Genomic DNA, 17,307 nt, shown 5'->3' with positions numbered 1-17,307 from the left:
CCCCATGACCACCTTCCAACGTTTCCCTTCCCAGGCTCCCGCTGCCAGCGTCGAGGCCTTGAAGGCACGCATCGATGCGCTGCTGCCACACATCGCCGCCGGTGCGGCCGAACGCGAGCGCGAGCGCCAACTGCCGTTCGAGGCCATCGCCCAACTGGCTGCGGCCGGGCTCTACACCGTGCGTATTCCGACCCGTTATGGTGGGCCCGGTGGGACGGTGAGCGATGTCATCGAGCTGCTGCTGAAGATCGCCTCGGCCGATTCCAACGTTGCCCAGGCCCTGCGCCCAGGTTTCGCCTTTGTCGAGGGCCTGCTGGTGTCGAGCGCAGAGGATGCCGAACAGGAGCGCGAGCGCTGGTTCGCGCGCTACCTGCAAGGCGCGGTGATCGGCAATGCCGGCTGGGAACTGGGCGGCGCCAATGGTGCCATCGCTGCACGGCTGGTCCGCGAGGGTGACCACTATCGCGCCAATGGCAGCAAGTTCTATAGCACCGGTGCGCTGTTCGCCGACTATGTCAGCGCCGTAGCGCTGGATGAGGACGAGCAACCGGTGTCGTTCATCCTCCCGCGTGATCGCGACGGCCTGGAGCTGGTCGATGATTTCGATGCCATGGGCCAGCGCCTGACCGCCAGCGGCACCACGCACCTGCGCAATGTGCGGGTGGAGGAGAGCGAACTGCGCACGCGTACCGTGGAGGAGGGCCGGCGTACGCTGGTGACGCCGTTCCTGCAACTGTTCCTGGGCACCGTGCTGGCCGGGATCGCCCGCAATGCGCTGGACGATGCCACCCGCTTCGCTCGCGAGCATGCCCGGCCGATCAAGCACAGCACGGCCAGTCGTTCGGTGGACGACCCGTATGTGGAACTGAGCGTGGGCGATATCGCAGCGCGCGCCTACGGCGCCGAGGCGCTGGTGCTGAAGGCGGCCGCCACGATCGACCGGGCCTGGGCGGCGCAGTTGGACGAGGCAGCGGTGGAGCAGGCTGCCCTCGAGGTGGCGCAGGCGCAGTACCTGGTCGCAGAGCTTGCGCTCAAAGCGGCCGAGACGCTGTTCGACGTCGGCGGCGCCTCGACCACCGGGCGCGCGCACAATCTCGACCGCCATTGGCGCAATGCCCGGACCGTAGCCAACCACAATCCACGGCAGTGGAAGGCGGCGGTGGTCGGGGCCTGGCAGCTCAAGGGCACCCGCCCACCGGTGTCGGGGTTGTTCTGAGGAGGCGCTATGCAAACCTGCACTCACAGCTTGCACATTCAATGATGTTCCTTGCGCGCCACTGCAGGTATGCTCGGGGAAGCCTTTCCGAACTGTCCTGATCCAAGGAGCTGCACGCTGTGTTCAAACATGTCGATGCCTATGCCGGCGACCCGATTCTCTCGTTGATGGAAGCCTTCAAGGTCGATCCCCGTGCCGACAAGGTCAACCTGAGTATCGGCCTGTACTACGACGAAGCCGGTGTGGTGCCGCAGCTGCCATCGGTAGGCCAGGTCGAGGAACGCCTGGCCGGCCAGCCGCATGAAGCCTCGCTCTACCTGCCCATGGAAGGCCTGGCCAGCTACCGCCAGGCGATCCAGGCACTGCTGTTCGGTGCCGACCACCCGGCCGTGACCGGCGGGCGTGTCGCCACTGTGCAGACCGTGGGTGGCTCGGGTGCGTTGAAAGTCGGTGCCGACTTCCTCAAGCGCTACTTCCCGCAGTCCGAGGTGTGGGTCAGCAATCCGACCTGGGACAACCATCGCGCGATCTTCGAAGGCGCGGGCTTCAAGGTGCACACCTACCCGTACTTCGACCAGGCCACCCGCGGCCTGGACTTCGATGGCATGCTGGCAAGCCTGCAAACCCTGGCCAAGCACAGCATCGTCCTGCTGCACCCGTGCTGCCACAACCCCACCGGCGTCGACCTGAGCCAGAGCCAGTGGCAGCAAGTGGTCGAGGTGGTCAAGGCGCGTGAGCTGATCCCGTTCCTCGACATCGCCTACCAAGGCTTCGGCGAAGGCCTGGCCGAAGACGCCTATGCCATCCGTGAAATGGCCCGTGCCGGTGTGCCGTGCCTGGTCAGCAACTCGTTCTCCAAGATCTTCTCGCTGTACGGCGAGCGGGTAGGGGGGCTGTCGGTGGTCAGCGATGATGCACAAAGCGCCCAGAGCGTATTGGGTCAGCTCAAGGCTACCGTGCGCCGCAACTACTCCAGCCCACCCAGCCATGGTGCGCTGCTGGTCGCTGGGGTGCTCGGTGATGCCGGCCTGAACGCCCAGTGGCAGGCGGAAGTCGAGACCATGCGCAAGCGTATCCTCGACATGCGCCAGGGGCTGGTCGATGCACTGGCCAAGCAGTTGCCAGGCCAGGACTTCCAGTTCTTCCTGCGCCAGCGCGGCATGTTCAGCTACACAGGCTTCAGTGCCGAGCAGGCACGTCGCCTGCGTGACGAGTTCGGTGTGTACATCATCGACAGCGGCCGGGTGTGCATGGCGGGCCTGCGTCCGGACAACCTGCAGCGTGTCGCCGAGGCATTCGCGGCGGTGCAACAGGGCTGATCCGCCGGCCCAGGCATGCCTGGGCTGTGGGAGCGGGCTGCCCGCGAATGAAGACGTGAGATTACCGACGCCTTCGCGGGCAAGTCGCAGCGGCGAACCGCCGCTCCCACCATCATCCGCTTCCTTTTCCCAAAACAGGTGCCGTCCCTCGGACGGGGCTTCGCAACAGCACCTATTCAGTGCACAATCGCGCCCCTCTTTTTCGGTTGAGGTGGCGTGAGGCTTCTATTTCGCCACTCTCAGCCTGTTGCAGTCTTGCGAGTGGAGTTGCACCCGGAATGAATGAGCAGGCCCAAAGCGTTGAACAACGCTTCGAATCGACCCAACAAGCCACCCTCGGTAGCTGGTCGCGTCAAGACACCACCTGGATGCTGGGCCTGTTCGGCACGGCCATCGGCGCAGGTACGCTGTTCCTGCCGATCAACGCCGGCCTCGGCGGTTTCTGGCCGCTGCTGATCCTGGCCGTGCTGGCCTTCCCCATGACCTACTACGCACACCGTGCGCTGACCCGCTTCGTGCTGTCCGGCAGCAAGGGCGGCGATATCACCGAGGTGGTCGAGGAGCATTTCGGCATCACTGCCGGTGCACTGATCACCGTGCTGTATTTCTTTGCCATCTTCCCGATCCTGCTGATCTACAGCGTGGCGCTGACCAACACGGTCGCAAGCTTCATGGAGCACCAGTTGCACATGACGCCACCGCCCCGGGCGATCCTCTCGTTCGTGCTGATCCTCGGCCTGCTGGCCATCGTGCGCTGCGGTGAGCAGGCCACGGTCAAGGTCATGAGTCTGCTGGTGTATCCCTTCATCGTCGCCCTGGCGCTGCTGGCCCTTTACCTGGTGCCGCACTGGAATGGTGGCATTCTCGATACTGCTGGCCAGTTGCCGTCCGGCTCGGCGTTCGTGCACACCCTGTGGCTGGCGATCCCGGTGATGGTGTTCTCCTTCAACCACTCGCCGATCATCTCGGCCTTCGCGGTCGACCAGAAGCGTCGCTATGGCGATCATGCCGATGAGCGCAGCGGGCAGATCCTGGCCCGTGCCCACCTGCTGATGGTGGTGATGGTGCTGTTCTTCGTGTTCAGCTGCGTACTGACCCTGAGCAGCGCGCAACTGGCCGAGGCCAAGGCGCAGAACCTGTCGATCCTGTCGTACCTGGCCAACCACTTCAGCAACCCGGCCATCGCCTTTGCTGCGCCGCTGATCGCTTTCGTCGCCATCGCCAAGTCGTTCCTGGGCCACTACATCGGTGCCAGCGAAGGCCTCAAGGGCATCATCGTCAAGACCGGCCTGCGCCCGGGCGCCAAGACCCTGGACCGCGTAGTCGCGGCACTGATGCTGGTGGTGTGCTGGATCGTCGCCACGCTCAATCCGAGCATTCTGGGCATGATCGAGTCGCTGGGCGGGCCGATCCTCGCGGTGCTGCTGTTCCTGATGCCGATGTACGCCATCCGCCGTGTGCCGTCGATGCGCAAGTACAGCGGTGCGATGTCCAACCTCTTCGTCGTGGCGATCGGCCTGGTGGCCTTGAGCTCGGTGGTCTACGGCCTGCTGAACTGAGGCCGTTGCACAGCGCAGGCGGGCGCGCGCCAATCCGCGCCTGCCTGTTGCTCGAAGCTTGCAGCCTGGCGCTAAAAGCGATTAACTCGGAATCCTTTTCAAACCCCGTATAAGGATTTCTGCCATGGCTCAAGTGACTCTCAAAGGCAACCCGGTTCAGGTCAAGGGCGAGCTGCCCAAGGTCGGTGCCCAGGCGCCTGCCTTTTCCCTGGTCGGCGAAGGCCTGGCCGACAAGTCGCTGAAGGACTATGCCGGCAAGCGCAAGGTGCTGAACATCTTCCCGAGCGTCGACACCCCGACCTGCGCCACCTCGGTACGCAAGTTCAATGCCCAGGCCAATGACCTGGCCAACACCGTGGTGCTGTGCATCTCGGCCGACCTGCCGTTCGCCCAGGCCCGCTTCTGCGGCGCCGAAGGCCTGGAGAATGTAAAGAACCTGTCGACCCTGCGTGGTCGTGAGTTCATCGAGAACTACGGCGTTGCCATCGCCGACGGCCCGCTGGCCGGCCTGACCGCCCGCGCCGTCGTGGTGCTGGATGAAAACGACAAGGTGCTGCATGCCGAGCTGGTCGGGGAAATCGCCGACGAGCCGAACTACGAGGCGGCTCTGGCTGTTCTGAAGTAAACGCTGGCCAGAGGGTCGCCCGCGCGGCCCTGGCGGTTTACACACTGTTACGCCGGCCCGGAAGCCATTCCGGGCCGTTTTCATTTAAAGTTCATCGTTTTAGCAACGTCAGCCAATGGTAAATGCCTGGTAAAGGCCCTTTGCTAAAACGATGCCAGTGCTTATCGTTCAAACCTCCCCAGTCGCCATTCTCTGAACAAGGTTCGTTCAACCCATGCAAGCTTCTGCCTCCCGTTCTCCCCGTCGCTGGCTGTTCGGCCTGCTGATCCTGCTGCTGGTGGCCTTGCTGGCCTGGTGGCTGTGGCCTGCCGCTGCCCCGACGCACAAGGAGCAGGGCGTGCGCATGGGCAAAGGCGGGCGCCCAGGCTTTGGTGCCTCCAGCGACCCGGTGCCGGTGCGCGTCGAGCCGGTGCGGGTCGGCGACTTCCCGCTCTACTACAAGGCGCTGGGTACGGTGACGGCGACCAACACGGTCAATGTTCGCAGCCGGGTGGCGGGTGAGCTGGTCAAGATCCACTTCAAGGAAGGGCAGCAGGTCAAGGCTGGCGACCTGCTGGCGGAAATCGACCCACGCTCGTACCGTATCGCCCTGCAGCAGGCAGAGGGCACCCTGGCGCAGAACCAGGCGCAGTTGAAGAACGCTCAGGTCGACCTGGCCCGCTATAAAGGCCTGTATGCCGAAGACAGCATCGCCAAGCAGACCCTGGACACCGCCGAGGCCCAGGTGGGGCAGTTCCAGGGGCTGGTCAAGACCAACCAGGCGGCAGTCAATGACGCGCGCCTGAACCTCGAATTCACCCAGATCCGTGCACCGATCAGCGGTCGCCTGGGGCTGCGCCAGCTCGACCTGGGTAACCTGGTGGCAGCCAACGACACCACGGCGCTGGTGGTGATCACCCAGACCGAGCCGATCAACGTCGCCTTCACCCTCCCGGAAACCGAGTTGTCCACGGTGCTCGAGCGCTACCGCAGCGGCGCGCGCCTGCCGGTCGAAGCCTGGGACCGTGGCGACAGCAAGCTGCAGGCCACCGGCGTGCTCGGCAGCCTCGACAACCAGATCGACACCACCACCGGCACCCTGAAGTTCAAGGGTTTCTTCGAGAACAAGGACCTCGCCCTGTTCCCCAACCAGTTCGTCAACGTGCGCCTGCTGGCCGACACCCTCAAGCAGGTGGTGCTGGCCCCGGCGGCGGCGATCCAGTTCGGCAACGACGGCACCTTCGCCTATGTGGTCAACGGCGAGAACAAGGTCAATGTGCGCAAGCTCAAGGTCGGCGCCAGCGACGGCGAGAACAGTGTGATCCTGGAGGGCCTGAAGGCTGGTGAGCGTCTGGTGCTCGAAGGTACTGACCGCCTGCGCGAGGGCACCCAGGTCGAGGTGGTCGAAGACAGCTCGCAAGTCCCGACCACCCCTGGCCAGCACCTGCAAGGCCAGGAAGCGAAAGGTTCGGCCCAGACCGGTGAGTCGAGCAAGGCGGGCGCATGAACATCTCGCGGCTGTTCATCCTGCGCCCGGTCGCCACCACGCTGAGCATGCTGGCCATCGTCCTGGCCGGCCTGATCGCCTACAAGATGCTGCCGGTGGCGGCCTTGCCCCAGGTCGATTACCCGACCATCCGAGTCATGACCCTGTACCCGGGCGCCAGCCCTCAGGTGATGACCAGCGCGGTCACTGCGCCGCTGGAGCGCCAGTTCGGCCAGATGCCGGGCCTCAGCCAGATGGCCTCGACCAGTTCGGGCGGTGCTTCGGTGCTGACCCTGCGCTTCAACCTGGACATGAACATGGATGTCGCCGAGCAACAGGTCCAGGCTGCGATCAACGCCGCCAGCAACCTGCTGCCCAGCGACCTGCCGGCGCCGCCGGTGTACAACAAGGTCAACCCCGCCGATACCCCGGTGCTGACCCTGGCCATCAGCTCGGGCACCCTGCCACTGCCAAAGCTCAATGACTTGGTCGATACCCGCGTGGCGCAGAAGATCGCCCAGATCAGCGGTGTCGGCATGGTCAGCATCGCCGGCGGCCAGCGCCAGGCGGTGCGGATCAAGGTCAATGTCGATGCCCTGGCCGCCAACGGTCTGAACCTGGACGACGTGCGCACCTTGATCGGCGCCTCCAATGTCAACCAGCCCAAGGGCAACTTCGATGGCCCGACCCGGGTGTCGATGCTCGATGCCAACGACCAGCTGCGTTCGCCCGACGAATACGCCAACCTGATCCTCAAGTACAACAACGGCGCACCGCTGCGCCTGAAGGACGTCGCCGAGATCGTCGACGGTGCCGAGAACGAGCGCCTGGCGGCCTGGGCCAATGAAAACCACGCGGTGCTGCTGAACATCCAGCGCCAGCCCGGCGCCAACGTCATCGAAGTGGTCGACCGCATCAAGCAGATGCTGCCGTCGATCACCGACAACCTGCCGGCCGGCCTCGACGTCAGCGTGCTCACCGACCGTACCCAAACCATCCGCGCTGCGGTGCGCGATGTGCAGCACGAGCTGCTGTTCGCCATCGCCCTGGTGGTGATGGTGACCTTCGTCTTCCTGCGTCGGGTCAGTGCCACCATCATTCCGTCGATCGCCGTACCGCTGTCGCTGATCGGCACCTTTGGTGTGATGTACCTGGCCGGCTTTTCAATCAACAACCTGACCTTGATGGCCCTGACCATCGCCACGGGTTTCGTGGTGGACGACGCCATCGTCATGCTGGAGAACATTTCCCGGCACATCGAAGAAGGCGAAACGCCGATGCAGGCAGCACTCAAAGGCGCCCGGCAGATCGGCTTCACCCTGATCTCGTTGACCTTCTCGCTGATCGCGGTGCTGATCCCGCTGCTGTTCATGGCCGATGTGGTCGGCCGGCTGTTCCGCGAGTTTGCCATCACCCTGGCGGTGGCTATCCTGATTTCGCTGGTGGTGTCGCTCACGCTCACGCCGATGATGTGCGCGCGTTTGCTCAAGCGTGAACCCAAGGAAGAGGAGCAGAGCCGCTTCTACCGCGCCAGCGGTGCCTGGATCGACTGGCTGATCGAACGCTACAGCCACGCCCTGACCTGGGTGCTCAAGCACCAGCCGCTGACCTTGCTGGTGGCGGTGGGGTCGCTGGCGCTGACGGTGTTCCTCTACATCATCGTGCCCAAGGGCTTCTTCCCGGTGCAGGACACCGGGGTGATCCAGGGCATTTCCGAAGCCCCGCAGTCCATTTCGTTCAGCGCCATGAGCGAGCGCCAGCAGGCGCTGAGCAAGGTGATCCTGCAGGACCCGGCGGTACAGAGCCTGTCTTCGTACATTGGTGTGGACGGTGACAACGCCACGCTCAACAGCGGGCGTTTGCTGATCAACCTCAAGCCCCATGCCGAACGTGATGTCACGGCCAGCCAGGTGATCAGCCGCCTGCAGCCGCAGCTCGACCGGCTGGTGGGTATTCGCCTGTTCATGCAGCCGGTACAGGACCTGAGCATCGAGGACCGGGTCAGTCGCACCCAGTACCAGTTCAGCCTGTCCTCGCCTGACCCGGACATGCTCGCCGAGTGGAGCGGCAAGCTGGTCCATGCCCTGCAACAGCGCCCTGAGCTCACCGACGTTGCCAGCGACCTGCAGGACAAAGGCCTGCAGGTGTACCTGGTGATCGACCGCGACATGGCCAGCCGCCTGGGCATCACCGTCGCGCAGATCACCAACGCCCTGTACGACGCCTTCGGCCAGCGGCAGATCTCGACCATCTACACCCAGGCCAGCCAGTACCGCGTGGTGCTGCAGTCGCAGGCAGCGGCCAGCATTGGTCCGCAGGCGCTGGAGTCGATCCACGTCAAGGCCACCGATGGCGGCCAGGTTCGCCTCTCGGCGCTGGCGCGCATCGAACAGCGCCAGGCACAGTTGGCCATTTCGCACATCGGCCAGTTCCCCGCCGTGATGATGTCCTTCAACCTCGGCCAGGGCGTGTCGTTGGGCGAAGCGGTGCAGGTGATCGAGCAGGTGCAGCAGGACATTGGCATGCCGCTGGGCGTGCAGACCCGCTTCCAGGGCGCCGCCGAAGCCTTCCAAGCCTCGCTGTCGAGCACCTTGCTGTTGATCCTCGCCGCCGTGGTGACGATGTACATCGTGCTCGGCGTGCTCTACGAGAGCTACATCCACCCGGTGACCATCCTCTCGACCCTGCCGTCGGCGGCAGTGGGCGCCTTGCTGGCGCTGCTGCTCAGCGGCAACGATCTGGGGATGATCGCCATCATCGGTATCATCCTGCTGATCGGTATCGTCAAGAAGAACGCGATCATGATGATCGACTTCGCCCTCGAGGCTGAGCGTCACCAGGGCATGACCCCGCATGAGGCGATCTACCAGGCGGCGCTGCTGCGTTTCCGGCCGATCCTGATGACCACCCTGGCGGCCCTGTTCGGTGCCTTGCCGCTGATGCTCGCCACGGGCTCCGGTGCCGAACTGCGCCAGCCGCTGGGCCTGGTGATGGTGGGCGGGCTGCTGGTCAGCCAGGTGCTGACGCTGTTCACCACGCCGGTCATCTACCTGTACTTCGACCGCCTGGCGCGCCGCTGGCGCCCGGCTGACGACACCGCGCAGGCCGAGGCATGAACCTTTCCGGTCCGTTCATTCGCAGGCCAGTAGCGACCATGCTGCTGAGCCTGGCGATCATGCTGCTGGGCGGTGTCAGCTTCGGATTGCTGCCAGTGTCGCCGCTGCCACAGATGGACTTCCCGGTGATCGTGGTGCAGGCCAGCCTGCCGGGTGCGAGCCCCGAGGTGATGGCCTCGACCGTGGCAACGCCGCTGGAGCGCAAGCTGGGCAGCATCGCCGGGGTCAGCACCCTGACCAGTAGCTCCAGCCAGGGCTCGACGCGGGTGATCATCGGCTTCGACCTGGGGCGCGACATCGACGGTGCCGCGCGAGAGGTGCAGGCTGCGATCAACGCTACCCGCAACCTGTTGCCCAGTGGTATGCGCAGCATGCCGACCTACAAGAAAGTCAACCCGTCGCAGGCGCCGATCATGGTGCTGTCGCTGACCTCGGATGTGTTGTCCAAAGGGCAGCTGTACGACCTGGCCGACACCATCCTCTCGCAGAGCCTGTCGCAGGTAGCCGGGGTAGGGGAGGTGCAGATCGGTGGCAGTTCGCTGCCGGCCGTGCGCATCGAACTCGAGCCGCAACTGCTCAACCAGTACGGCCTGGCCCTGGACGATGTACGCACCGCAGTGGCCAACGCCAACCAGCGTCGGCCCATGGGCTTCGTCGAGGACGCCGAACGCAACTGGCAGGTTCGCGCCAACGACCAGCTGGAAAAGGCCGATGACTACAAGCCGCTGGTGATCCGCCAGCAGAACGGTGCGATCCTGCGCCTGGCCGATGTGGCCAAGGTCAGCGACGGCGTCGAGAACCGCTACAACAGCGGCTTCTTCAACGACGATGCGGCGGTGCTGCTGGTGGTCAACCGCCAGACCAACGCCAACATCATCCAGACCGTGCAACAGATCAAGGACCAGCTTCCGGCCCTGCAGTCGCTGCTGCCGGCCAGCGTCAAGCTCAACATCGCCATGGACCGCTCGCCAGTGATCAAGGCCACGCTCAAGGAAGCCGAGCACACCCTGCTGATCGCCGTGGTGCTGGTGATCCTGGTGGTCTACCTGTTCCTCGGCAACCTGCGCGCCTCGCTGATCCCGAGCCTCGCTGTGCCGGTGTCGCTGGTGGGCACCTTTGCGGTGATGTACCTGTGCGGCTTCTCGCTGAACAACCTGTCGCTGATGGCGCTGATCCTGGCCACGGGCCTGGTGGTGGACGATGCCATCGTGGTCCTGGAGAACATCTCCCGGCATATCGAGAACGGCGCCAAGCCCATGCGCGCGGCGTTCCTGGGCGCCAAGGAAGTGGGTTTCACCCTGCTGTCGATGAACGTTTCGCTGGTGGCCGTGTTCGTTTCCATCCTGTTCATGGGTGGCATCGTGCGCGGGTTGTTCCAGGAGTTCTCGATCACCCTGGCGGCGGCGATCCTGGTGTCGCTGCTGGTGTCCCTGACCCTCACGCCGATGCTCTGCTCGCGCTGGCTCAAGCCCCATGCGCCACAGGGCCAGACGCGCCTGCAGCGTTGGAGCGACCGGGTACACCAGCGCATGGTCGAGGGGTACGACAAGAGTCTGGGCTGGGCCTTGCGCCATCGGCGCCTGACGCTGATCAGTCTGCTGGCGACCATCGTGCTCAACGTCGCCCTGTACGTGATTGTGCCCAAGACCCTGATGCCACAGCAGGACACCGGCCAGCTGCAAGGCTTCGTGCGCGGTGATGACGGCCTGTCGTTCACCGTGATGCAACCGAAAATGGAAACCTACCGCCGTGCGCTGCTCAAGGACCCTGCGGTACAGAGCGTTGCCGGCTTCATCGGTGGCAACAGCGGCACCAACAATGCCTTCGTGCTGGTGCGCCTCAAGCCCATCGGCGAGCGCAAGGAAAACGCCCAGAAGGTCATCGAGCGGCTGCGCAAGGAGCTGCCCAAGGTGCCGGGCGGACGCCTTTACCTGATGGCCGACCAAGATCTGCAGCTCGGTGGCGGTGGCCGTGACCAGAGCACCTCGCAATACCTCTACACCCTGCAGAGCGGCGACCTGGCGGCCCTGCGCGAGTGGTTCCCGAAAGTGGCTGCGGCCTTGCGCAAGCTGCCCGAGCTGACCGCCATCGATGCCCGTGACGGTGCTGGCACCCAGCAGGTGACGCTGGTGGTCGATCGCGACCAGGCCAAGCGCCTGGGCATCGACATGGACATGGTCACCGCAGTACTGAACAACGCCTACAGTCAGCGGCAGATCTCGACCATCTACGACAGCCTCAACCAGTACCAGGTGGTGATGGAGATCAACCCCAAGTACGCCTGGGACCCTAGTACGCTCGAGCAGGTTCAGGTGATTACCACCGATGGCGCGCGCGTGCCGCTGTCGACCATCGCCCGCTACGAGAACAGCCTGGCCAACGACCGTGTCAGCCACGAAGGGCAGTTCGCGTCCGAGGATATTTCCTTCGATGTCGCCGAGGGCTACAGCGTCGACCAGGCCTTGGCCGCGCTGGAGCGCGAGGTGGCCAAGCTGGGCCTGCCGGAGTCGGTGATCGCCAAGCTCGGTGGCGACGCCGATGCCTTCACCAAGAACGCCGAAGGCCAGCCGTTCATGATTCTCGGTGCCCTGGTGCTGGTGTACCTGGTGCTGGGCATTCTCTACGAAAGCTACATCCACCCGCTGACGATCCTCTCGACCCTGCCTTCGGCCGGCGTCGGTGCGCTGCTCACGCTGTACCTGACCGGCGGGGAGTTCAGCCTGATTTCGTTGCTGGGCCTGTTCCTGCTGATCGGGGTGGTGAAGAAGAACGCCATCCTGATGATCGACCTGGCCCTGCAACTGGAACGCAACGAAGGCCTGTCGCCGGAAGAGTCGATCCGCCGCGCCTGCCTGCTGCGCCTGCGGCCGATCCTGATGACCACCATCGCTGCCATCCTCGGTGCGCTGCCGCTGCTGCTCAGCCAGGCCGAAGGCGCGGAAATGCGTCAACCGCTGGGCCTGACCATCATCGGTGGCCTGGTCTTCAGCCAGATCCTCACCCTCTACACCACGCCGGTGGTCTACCTGTACCTGGACCGCGCGCGCCACCGTTTCAACCGTTGGCGCGGCGTGCGCACCGACGCCGCCCTGGAAACCCCGCTATGAACTTTGCCCAGACCCCGCTGCACCGTGCCCTGCAACTGCTGACCCGTGGCCGTGGCTCGCGCCTGCTCGGTGCCGGCCTGTGCGTGGCGATGCTCAGCGCCTGTACCCTGAGCCCGGATTATCATCGCCCGGAGGTCAGCAGCCCGGCGCAGTTCAAGCAGGCCGAGGGCTGGACCCAGGCCAACCCGTCGGATGCCATCGCCCGCGGGGCCTGGTGGGAGCTGTACGGCGACAAGGGCTTGAACGCTTTGGTCGAGGAGCTCAACCGCAGCAACCAGACGGTCGCCCAGTACGAAGCGCAGTACCGCCAGGCCCAGGCCCTGGTACGCAGCAGCCGCGCCTCGCTGTTCCCGTCGCTGAACCTCACCACCAGCAAGAACCGTTCAGCCCAGGGCACCGGCAGTTCCAGCTCCAGCCTGTCGAACAACAGCAGCGGCATTCGCGACACCTACAACGCGCAGTTGGGCGTGAGCTGGGAGATCGATCTCTGGGGCAAGTTGCGCGAGACCATGAACGCCAATGAGTCCAGCGCCGAGGCCAGCCTGGCCGACATGGCGGCGATCCGTCTGAGCCAACAGTCGGAGCTGGTGCAGAACTACCTGCAACTGCGCGTCATCGACGAGCAGAAGCGCTTGCTCGAAGCCACCGTGGCCGCCTACGAGCGCTCGTTGCGAATGAACCAGAACCAGTACCGTGCAGGCGTCGCCGGCCCCGATGCCGTCGCTCAGGCGCGTACCCAGCTCAAGAGCACCCAGGCCGACCTGATCGACCTGGCCTGGCAGCGCGCCCAGTATGAAAACGCCATCGCCGTACTCATGGGCAAGGCGCCTGCCGAGTTCTCGCTGGCTGCCAGCAATGATATTCCGGCATTGCCGCCGATCCCGGTGAGCCTGCCATCGCAGTTGCTGGAGCGCCGCCCGGACATCGCCTCGGCGGAGCGCAAGGTGATGGCGGCCAACTCGAACATCGGTGTGTCGCGCGCAGCCTATTTCCCCGATCTGTCGTTGAGCATGAACGGCGGCTATTCGAGCAGCAGCTTCAACAACTGGATCGAGCTGCCGAACCGCTACTGGTCGGTCGGGCCACAACTGGCGCTGACCCTGTTCGATGCCGGCAAGCGCAGCGCCGAGGTGGACCGCACCGTGGCGGTCTACGACCAGACCGTGGCGCAGTATCGGCAGACCGTGCTCGATGGCTTCAAGGAGGTCGAGAACTACATGGTGCAACTGAAGGTGTATGCCGACGAAGCCGTGGTCCGCCAGGAGGCGCTGGATGCTGCCCGCGAGTCGTTGCGCCTGACCGAGAACCAGTACCGCGCCGGACTGATCGGCTACCTGGACGTGGTGAACGTGCAGACCACGGCGCTGAGTAACGAGCGCAGTGTGCTGAATCTGCTGCAGGGTCGCCTGGTGGCCAGTGTGCAGTTGATCGCGGCATTGGGTGGCGGCTGGGAAGCGGGGCCGGCGTTCGCCGAGGCTGACAAACAGTAAGGTTGCAGTGCCGGCGTGATCGCGGGGCAAGCCCGCGATAGCGTCGGCACCGTGCGTAACCGACCGCTGGATCTTCCACCCTGTAGCCCCCGCAAAATCCCGTGCCTTTCCTCCCTGTTCGCGTAGAATCCTCCGCCTTTTCCGGGCCCTTCCTCGCCCTCTGCCGGAACTTGAAATGCTGACAGGTAGCTACTCCTCTTCGCTGGTGTTGATCTCGCTGTGCGTGGCCATCCTGGCATCCTACACCGCACTCGACCTCGCAGGCCGCATCGCCACCGCCAAGGGTCGCGCGGTGTATCTGTGGATGGGCGGCGGGGCGCTGGCGATGGGAACCGGCATCTGGTCGATGCACTTCATCGGCATGCTGGCCTTCGAGTTGCCCATCGAGCTGGGCTACGACCTGGGCTTGACCGCGCTGTCACTGCTGATCGCCGTGTTGTCTGCAGGCTTTGCCTTGTGGTTGGTCAGCCAGCCGCGATTGAGTTGCCCGCAGGTGGGGTTGGGTGCGCTGTTCATGGGTACCGGCATCGCCTGCATGCACTACACCGGCATGGCTGCCTTGCAGATGCTGCCCGGGATCGACTACGACCCAACGCTGTTCGGTGCTTCGCTGGCCATCGCCGTGGGCGCCTCGGCGGCAGCCTTGTGGATTGCCTTCCGCCTGCGCAGGCAGACGCCGTACGTTCGGCAGATCCGCGGTGCTGCTGCGGTGCTGATGGGGGTTGCCATCGTCGGCATGCACTACACCGGCATGGCGGCGGCCAACTTCCCCGTGGGCAGTTACTGCGGTGCGCTGGTCGGCGGGTTGTCTGGTGACTGGCTGGACTATGCAGTACTGATCACCACCCTGGCGGTGCTGGCGGTGGCCTTGCTGACGTCGGTGCTGGACGCGCGCCTCGAATCCCGCACCGCGGAACTTGCGCGCTCATTGACCCAGGCCAACCAGGAGCTGACGCAACTGGCCCTGCATGACACCCTGACCGGGCTGCCGAACCGTACCTTGCTGGCCGACCGTATCGAGCAGGCCATGGCCAAGGTGGCAGAGCAAGGCGGTTGCTTTGCGCTGATGTTCATCGACCTGGACGGGTTCAAGCCGGTCAACGATGCCTTTGGTCACCATGTTGGCGATCAGTTGCTCAAGGCCGTGGCTGCGCGGTTGCGCGGGCATCTGCATAGCCAGGACACCCTCGCGCGGATTGGCGGCGACGAGTTTGTCCTGCTGGTCGAGTTGCAGGAGCCCGACGATGCCGTGGGCGTGGCGGACAAGCAGGTCAATCTGGTGGCCAGGCCTTTCCGCGTGGCAGACCACGACCTGCAACTCTCGGCAAGCGTGGGTATCGTGCTCTATCCGGGTAACGGCCAGGACCAGCACGAACTGTTGCGCAACGCCGATGCGGCCATGTATCACGCCAAGAGTGCCGGGAAGAATGGCTACAGTTTTTTCGACACCTCGATGAACAGCAATGCCCGCCAGCAACTGCAATTGCTGCAGGACCTGCGCGCGGCGCTCGAGCATGGCCAGTTCCGCCTGTATTACCAACCCAAGTTCGACGCGCACCGATGCACGCCGATCGGCGCCGAGGCCTTGTTGCGTTGGGAGCACCCCCAGCAAGGGATGTTGCTGCCGGACCGTTTCATCGGCCTGGCGGAGAAGACCGGCCTGATCATCCCCATCGGCGAATGGGTGCTGGGCGAGGCCTGTCGGCAGATGCGCCTGTGGCTGGATCAGGGCCATGAACATTGGCGCATCGCGGTGAACCTGTCGGCGATCCAGTTCTGCCATTCAGGGTTGGTCGACAGTGTCGCCCGGGCCCTGGCCGATAACGGCCTGCCGGCCAACCGCCTGACCCTGGAGATCACCGAGACCACCGCCATGCGCGATGCCGATGCCAGCCTGACGGTGTTGCAGCGCCTGTCCGACATGGGCGTCGATTTGTCCATCGACGACTTCGGCACGGGCTATTCCAGCCTGATGTACCTCAAGCGTCTGCCGGCGAACGAACTGAAGATCGACCGCGGTTTTGTCCGCGACCTGGAGCATGACAGCGACGATGCCGCGATCGTCTCGGCGATCGTTGCACTGGGGCAGGCGTTGGGCTTGCGGATCGTGGCCGAGGGCGTTGAAACCGACCGTCAGCAGGACTTCCTGACCCGCTTGGGCTGCGACTCGTTGCAGGGTTACTTGCTGGGGCAGCCGGTACCGGCCGAGCAGTTCATGCAAGGGCTGAAGCAGGGCGAGGAGGGTTAACCGGCGTCGCGCAGGGTAGGGAAGGGCATGAACGCGTCCATCTCGGCTTCGACTGCCTCGATGATGCGTTCCACATCTGCCGCAGCCATGATCGCGGCGCAGGGAATACCAGCGATGGCCAGTACGGTTTCGCCGGTGGCCCGGTCGAACAACCGCGCGACCATGCTGCGGGGCGCATCCATGCTGGCCTCGAAGCCCAAGGGGTGGAAATGCCAGCGCATTACCTGGCAGGCGTTGGGGAACGTCATCTTGTTCATGCCAGCCTCCATTTCCGGGTGTTCGGGCGCCTGGTCGTTGTACGGCGAAACCTAAACATAGCAGCTACGGCGCCAGTGTCGCGCAGCGAAGATGACAAATCGGCGAATGCTTGACCCAGGTCACATCCATGCGGCTCTGGCAAATCTGCGGCGGCCATGCGTGCAAGCGTTTACCTCGTGGCCTGGCGAGGAACGGCGGCGAGCTTGAGCGACTTGCGCTTTCAGACCAGCGGTCAACTGAGCAGGCCGGCAGCGATATTGATGGTGAAGCCCAGGATCGCGGTGTTGAACACGAAACCGACCAGGGAGTGGGCCAGTACCACCCGGCGCATGCCGCGGCTGGCCACGCCGATGTCGGAGGTCTGGACCGCGACACTGAGGGTGAAAGCGAAATAGTGGAAGTCCCAATAGTCGGGGTTGCGCTCGCCATCGGCGAAGCGCAGAGGGGGTTCCTTGCGGCTGTCGGTGTAGAACAGCCGCGCATAGTGCAGGCTGAAGATACAACCGATCAGCAACCAGGATCCGGCCACGGTCAGGCCGGTATACAGGTAGTGCAGGGCCTGCGCGCTACCGTGCAGGCCGCGGCTGGAGGCCAGTTGCAGGGTCACGGCGACCAGGCTGGCAATAGCAGCGATGCACACGGTAAACAGCACCAGGCCTGCGTTCTCGTCCTCGATGTTGGCCACCTTGCGCACGGTCTGCGATGTGGCGCGCCAGGTCAGCCACAGCACCAGCGCCAGGTACAGCCAGACGCCGAGGTTCCAGCCGGCGAGAAAACGTTGGGTCCAGTCGTCTGCGGAAATCAGCCAGCCGCCGAGCAGGCCGACGAGCGTGGCAAGGGTCAGGCGTGGGTGGGTGTGGGTCAGGCGGTAGAAAGCCATGGGCGCTCGGCGGTGGTGGATTGC

General features: G+C 64.6%; 11 protein-coding genes. 9 read left to right on the top strand and 2 right to left on the bottom strand.

Translation table 11 applies throughout. The annotated features are described in order from the left end of the window. The first annotated feature begins 4 nt into the window (after positions 1-4). The 9 genes from APH44_RS00990 (at position 5) to APH44_RS00950 (ending at position 16,145) form a co-directional block, all read left to right on the top strand. Entirely contained in the window at positions 5-1,216 is a 1,212-nt protein-coding gene (locus APH44_RS00990; RefSeq protein ID WP_054890819.1) for an acyl-CoA dehydrogenase family protein, read from the top strand. Positions 1,217-1,335: 119 nt separating this feature from the next. Continuing rightward, a complete protein-coding gene (locus tag APH44_RS00985) occupies positions 1,336-2,535 on the top strand; it encodes an amino acid aminotransferase (protein WP_054890818.1) in 1,200 nt (399 codons plus the stop codon). A 278-nt stretch (positions 2,536-2,813) separates the two neighbouring features. Continuing rightward, positions 2,814-4,094 (top strand): serine/threonine transporter, encoded by a 1,281-nt coding sequence (locus tag APH44_RS00980; RefSeq protein WP_054890817.1) that lies wholly within the window; start codon positions 2,814-2,816, stop codon positions 4,092-4,094. Positions 4,095-4,218: 124 nt separating this feature from the next. Then, positions 4,219-4,719 (top strand): thiol peroxidase, encoded by a 501-nt coding sequence (gene tpx / locus APH44_RS00975; RefSeq protein WP_054890816.1) that lies wholly within the window; start codon positions 4,219-4,221, stop codon positions 4,717-4,719. A 214-nt stretch (positions 4,720-4,933) separates the two neighbouring features. Further along, positions 4,934-6,205 (top strand): MdtA/MuxA family multidrug efflux RND transporter periplasmic adaptor subunit, encoded by a 1,272-nt coding sequence (locus APH44_RS00970; RefSeq protein WP_054890815.1) that lies wholly within the window; start codon positions 4,934-4,936, stop codon positions 6,203-6,205. Beyond that, on the top strand, positions 6,202-9,300 hold the full coding sequence (locus APH44_RS00965; RefSeq protein WP_054890814.1) for an MdtB/MuxB family multidrug efflux RND transporter permease subunit: 3,099 nt from the start codon (positions 6,202-6,204) through the stop codon (positions 9,298-9,300). Before APH44_RS00970 ends, APH44_RS00965 begins: the two co-directional genes overlap by 4 nt. Then, complete coding sequence (locus APH44_RS00960) at positions 9,297-12,407, top strand: multidrug efflux RND transporter permease subunit (RefSeq protein ID WP_054890813.1); 3,111 nt, start codon at positions 9,297-9,299, stop codon at positions 12,405-12,407. The genes APH44_RS00965 and APH44_RS00960 overlap by 4 nt, the downstream gene beginning before the upstream one ends. Further along, a complete protein-coding gene (locus APH44_RS00955; protein WP_054890812.1) occupies positions 12,404-13,897 on the top strand; it encodes an efflux transporter outer membrane subunit in 1,494 nt (497 codons plus the stop codon). The genes APH44_RS00960 and APH44_RS00955 overlap by 4 nt, the downstream gene beginning before the upstream one ends. A gap of 175 nt (positions 13,898-14,072) precedes the next feature. After that, on the top strand, positions 14,073-16,145 hold the full coding sequence (locus tag APH44_RS00950) for a bifunctional diguanylate cyclase/phosphodiesterase (RefSeq protein ID WP_054890811.1): 2,073 nt from the start codon (positions 14,073-14,075) through the stop codon (positions 16,143-16,145). Here APH44_RS00950 and APH44_RS00945 read toward each other — a convergent pair. Further along, a complete protein-coding gene (locus APH44_RS00945) occupies positions 16,142-16,402 on the bottom strand; it encodes a DUF1652 domain-containing protein (protein ID WP_054890810.1) in 261 nt (86 codons plus the stop codon). The genes APH44_RS00950 and APH44_RS00945 overlap by 4 nt on opposite strands. A 233-nt stretch (positions 16,403-16,635) precedes the next feature. Further along, a complete protein-coding gene (locus tag APH44_RS00940; protein WP_054890809.1) occupies positions 16,636-17,283 on the bottom strand; it encodes a DUF1345 domain-containing protein in 648 nt (215 codons plus the stop codon). Between the last annotated feature and the right edge of the window lie 24 nt (positions 17,284-17,307).

This window comes from Pseudomonas sp. NBRC 111143, assembly GCF_001320965.1.
In the GTDB taxonomy this organism is placed as follows: domain Bacteria; phylum Pseudomonadota; class Gammaproteobacteria; order Pseudomonadales; family Pseudomonadaceae; genus Aquipseudomonas; species Aquipseudomonas machongensis.
The sequence above is the reverse complement of the archived record's forward strand: the minus strand, read 5'-3'. Positions and strand labels throughout refer to the sequence as shown.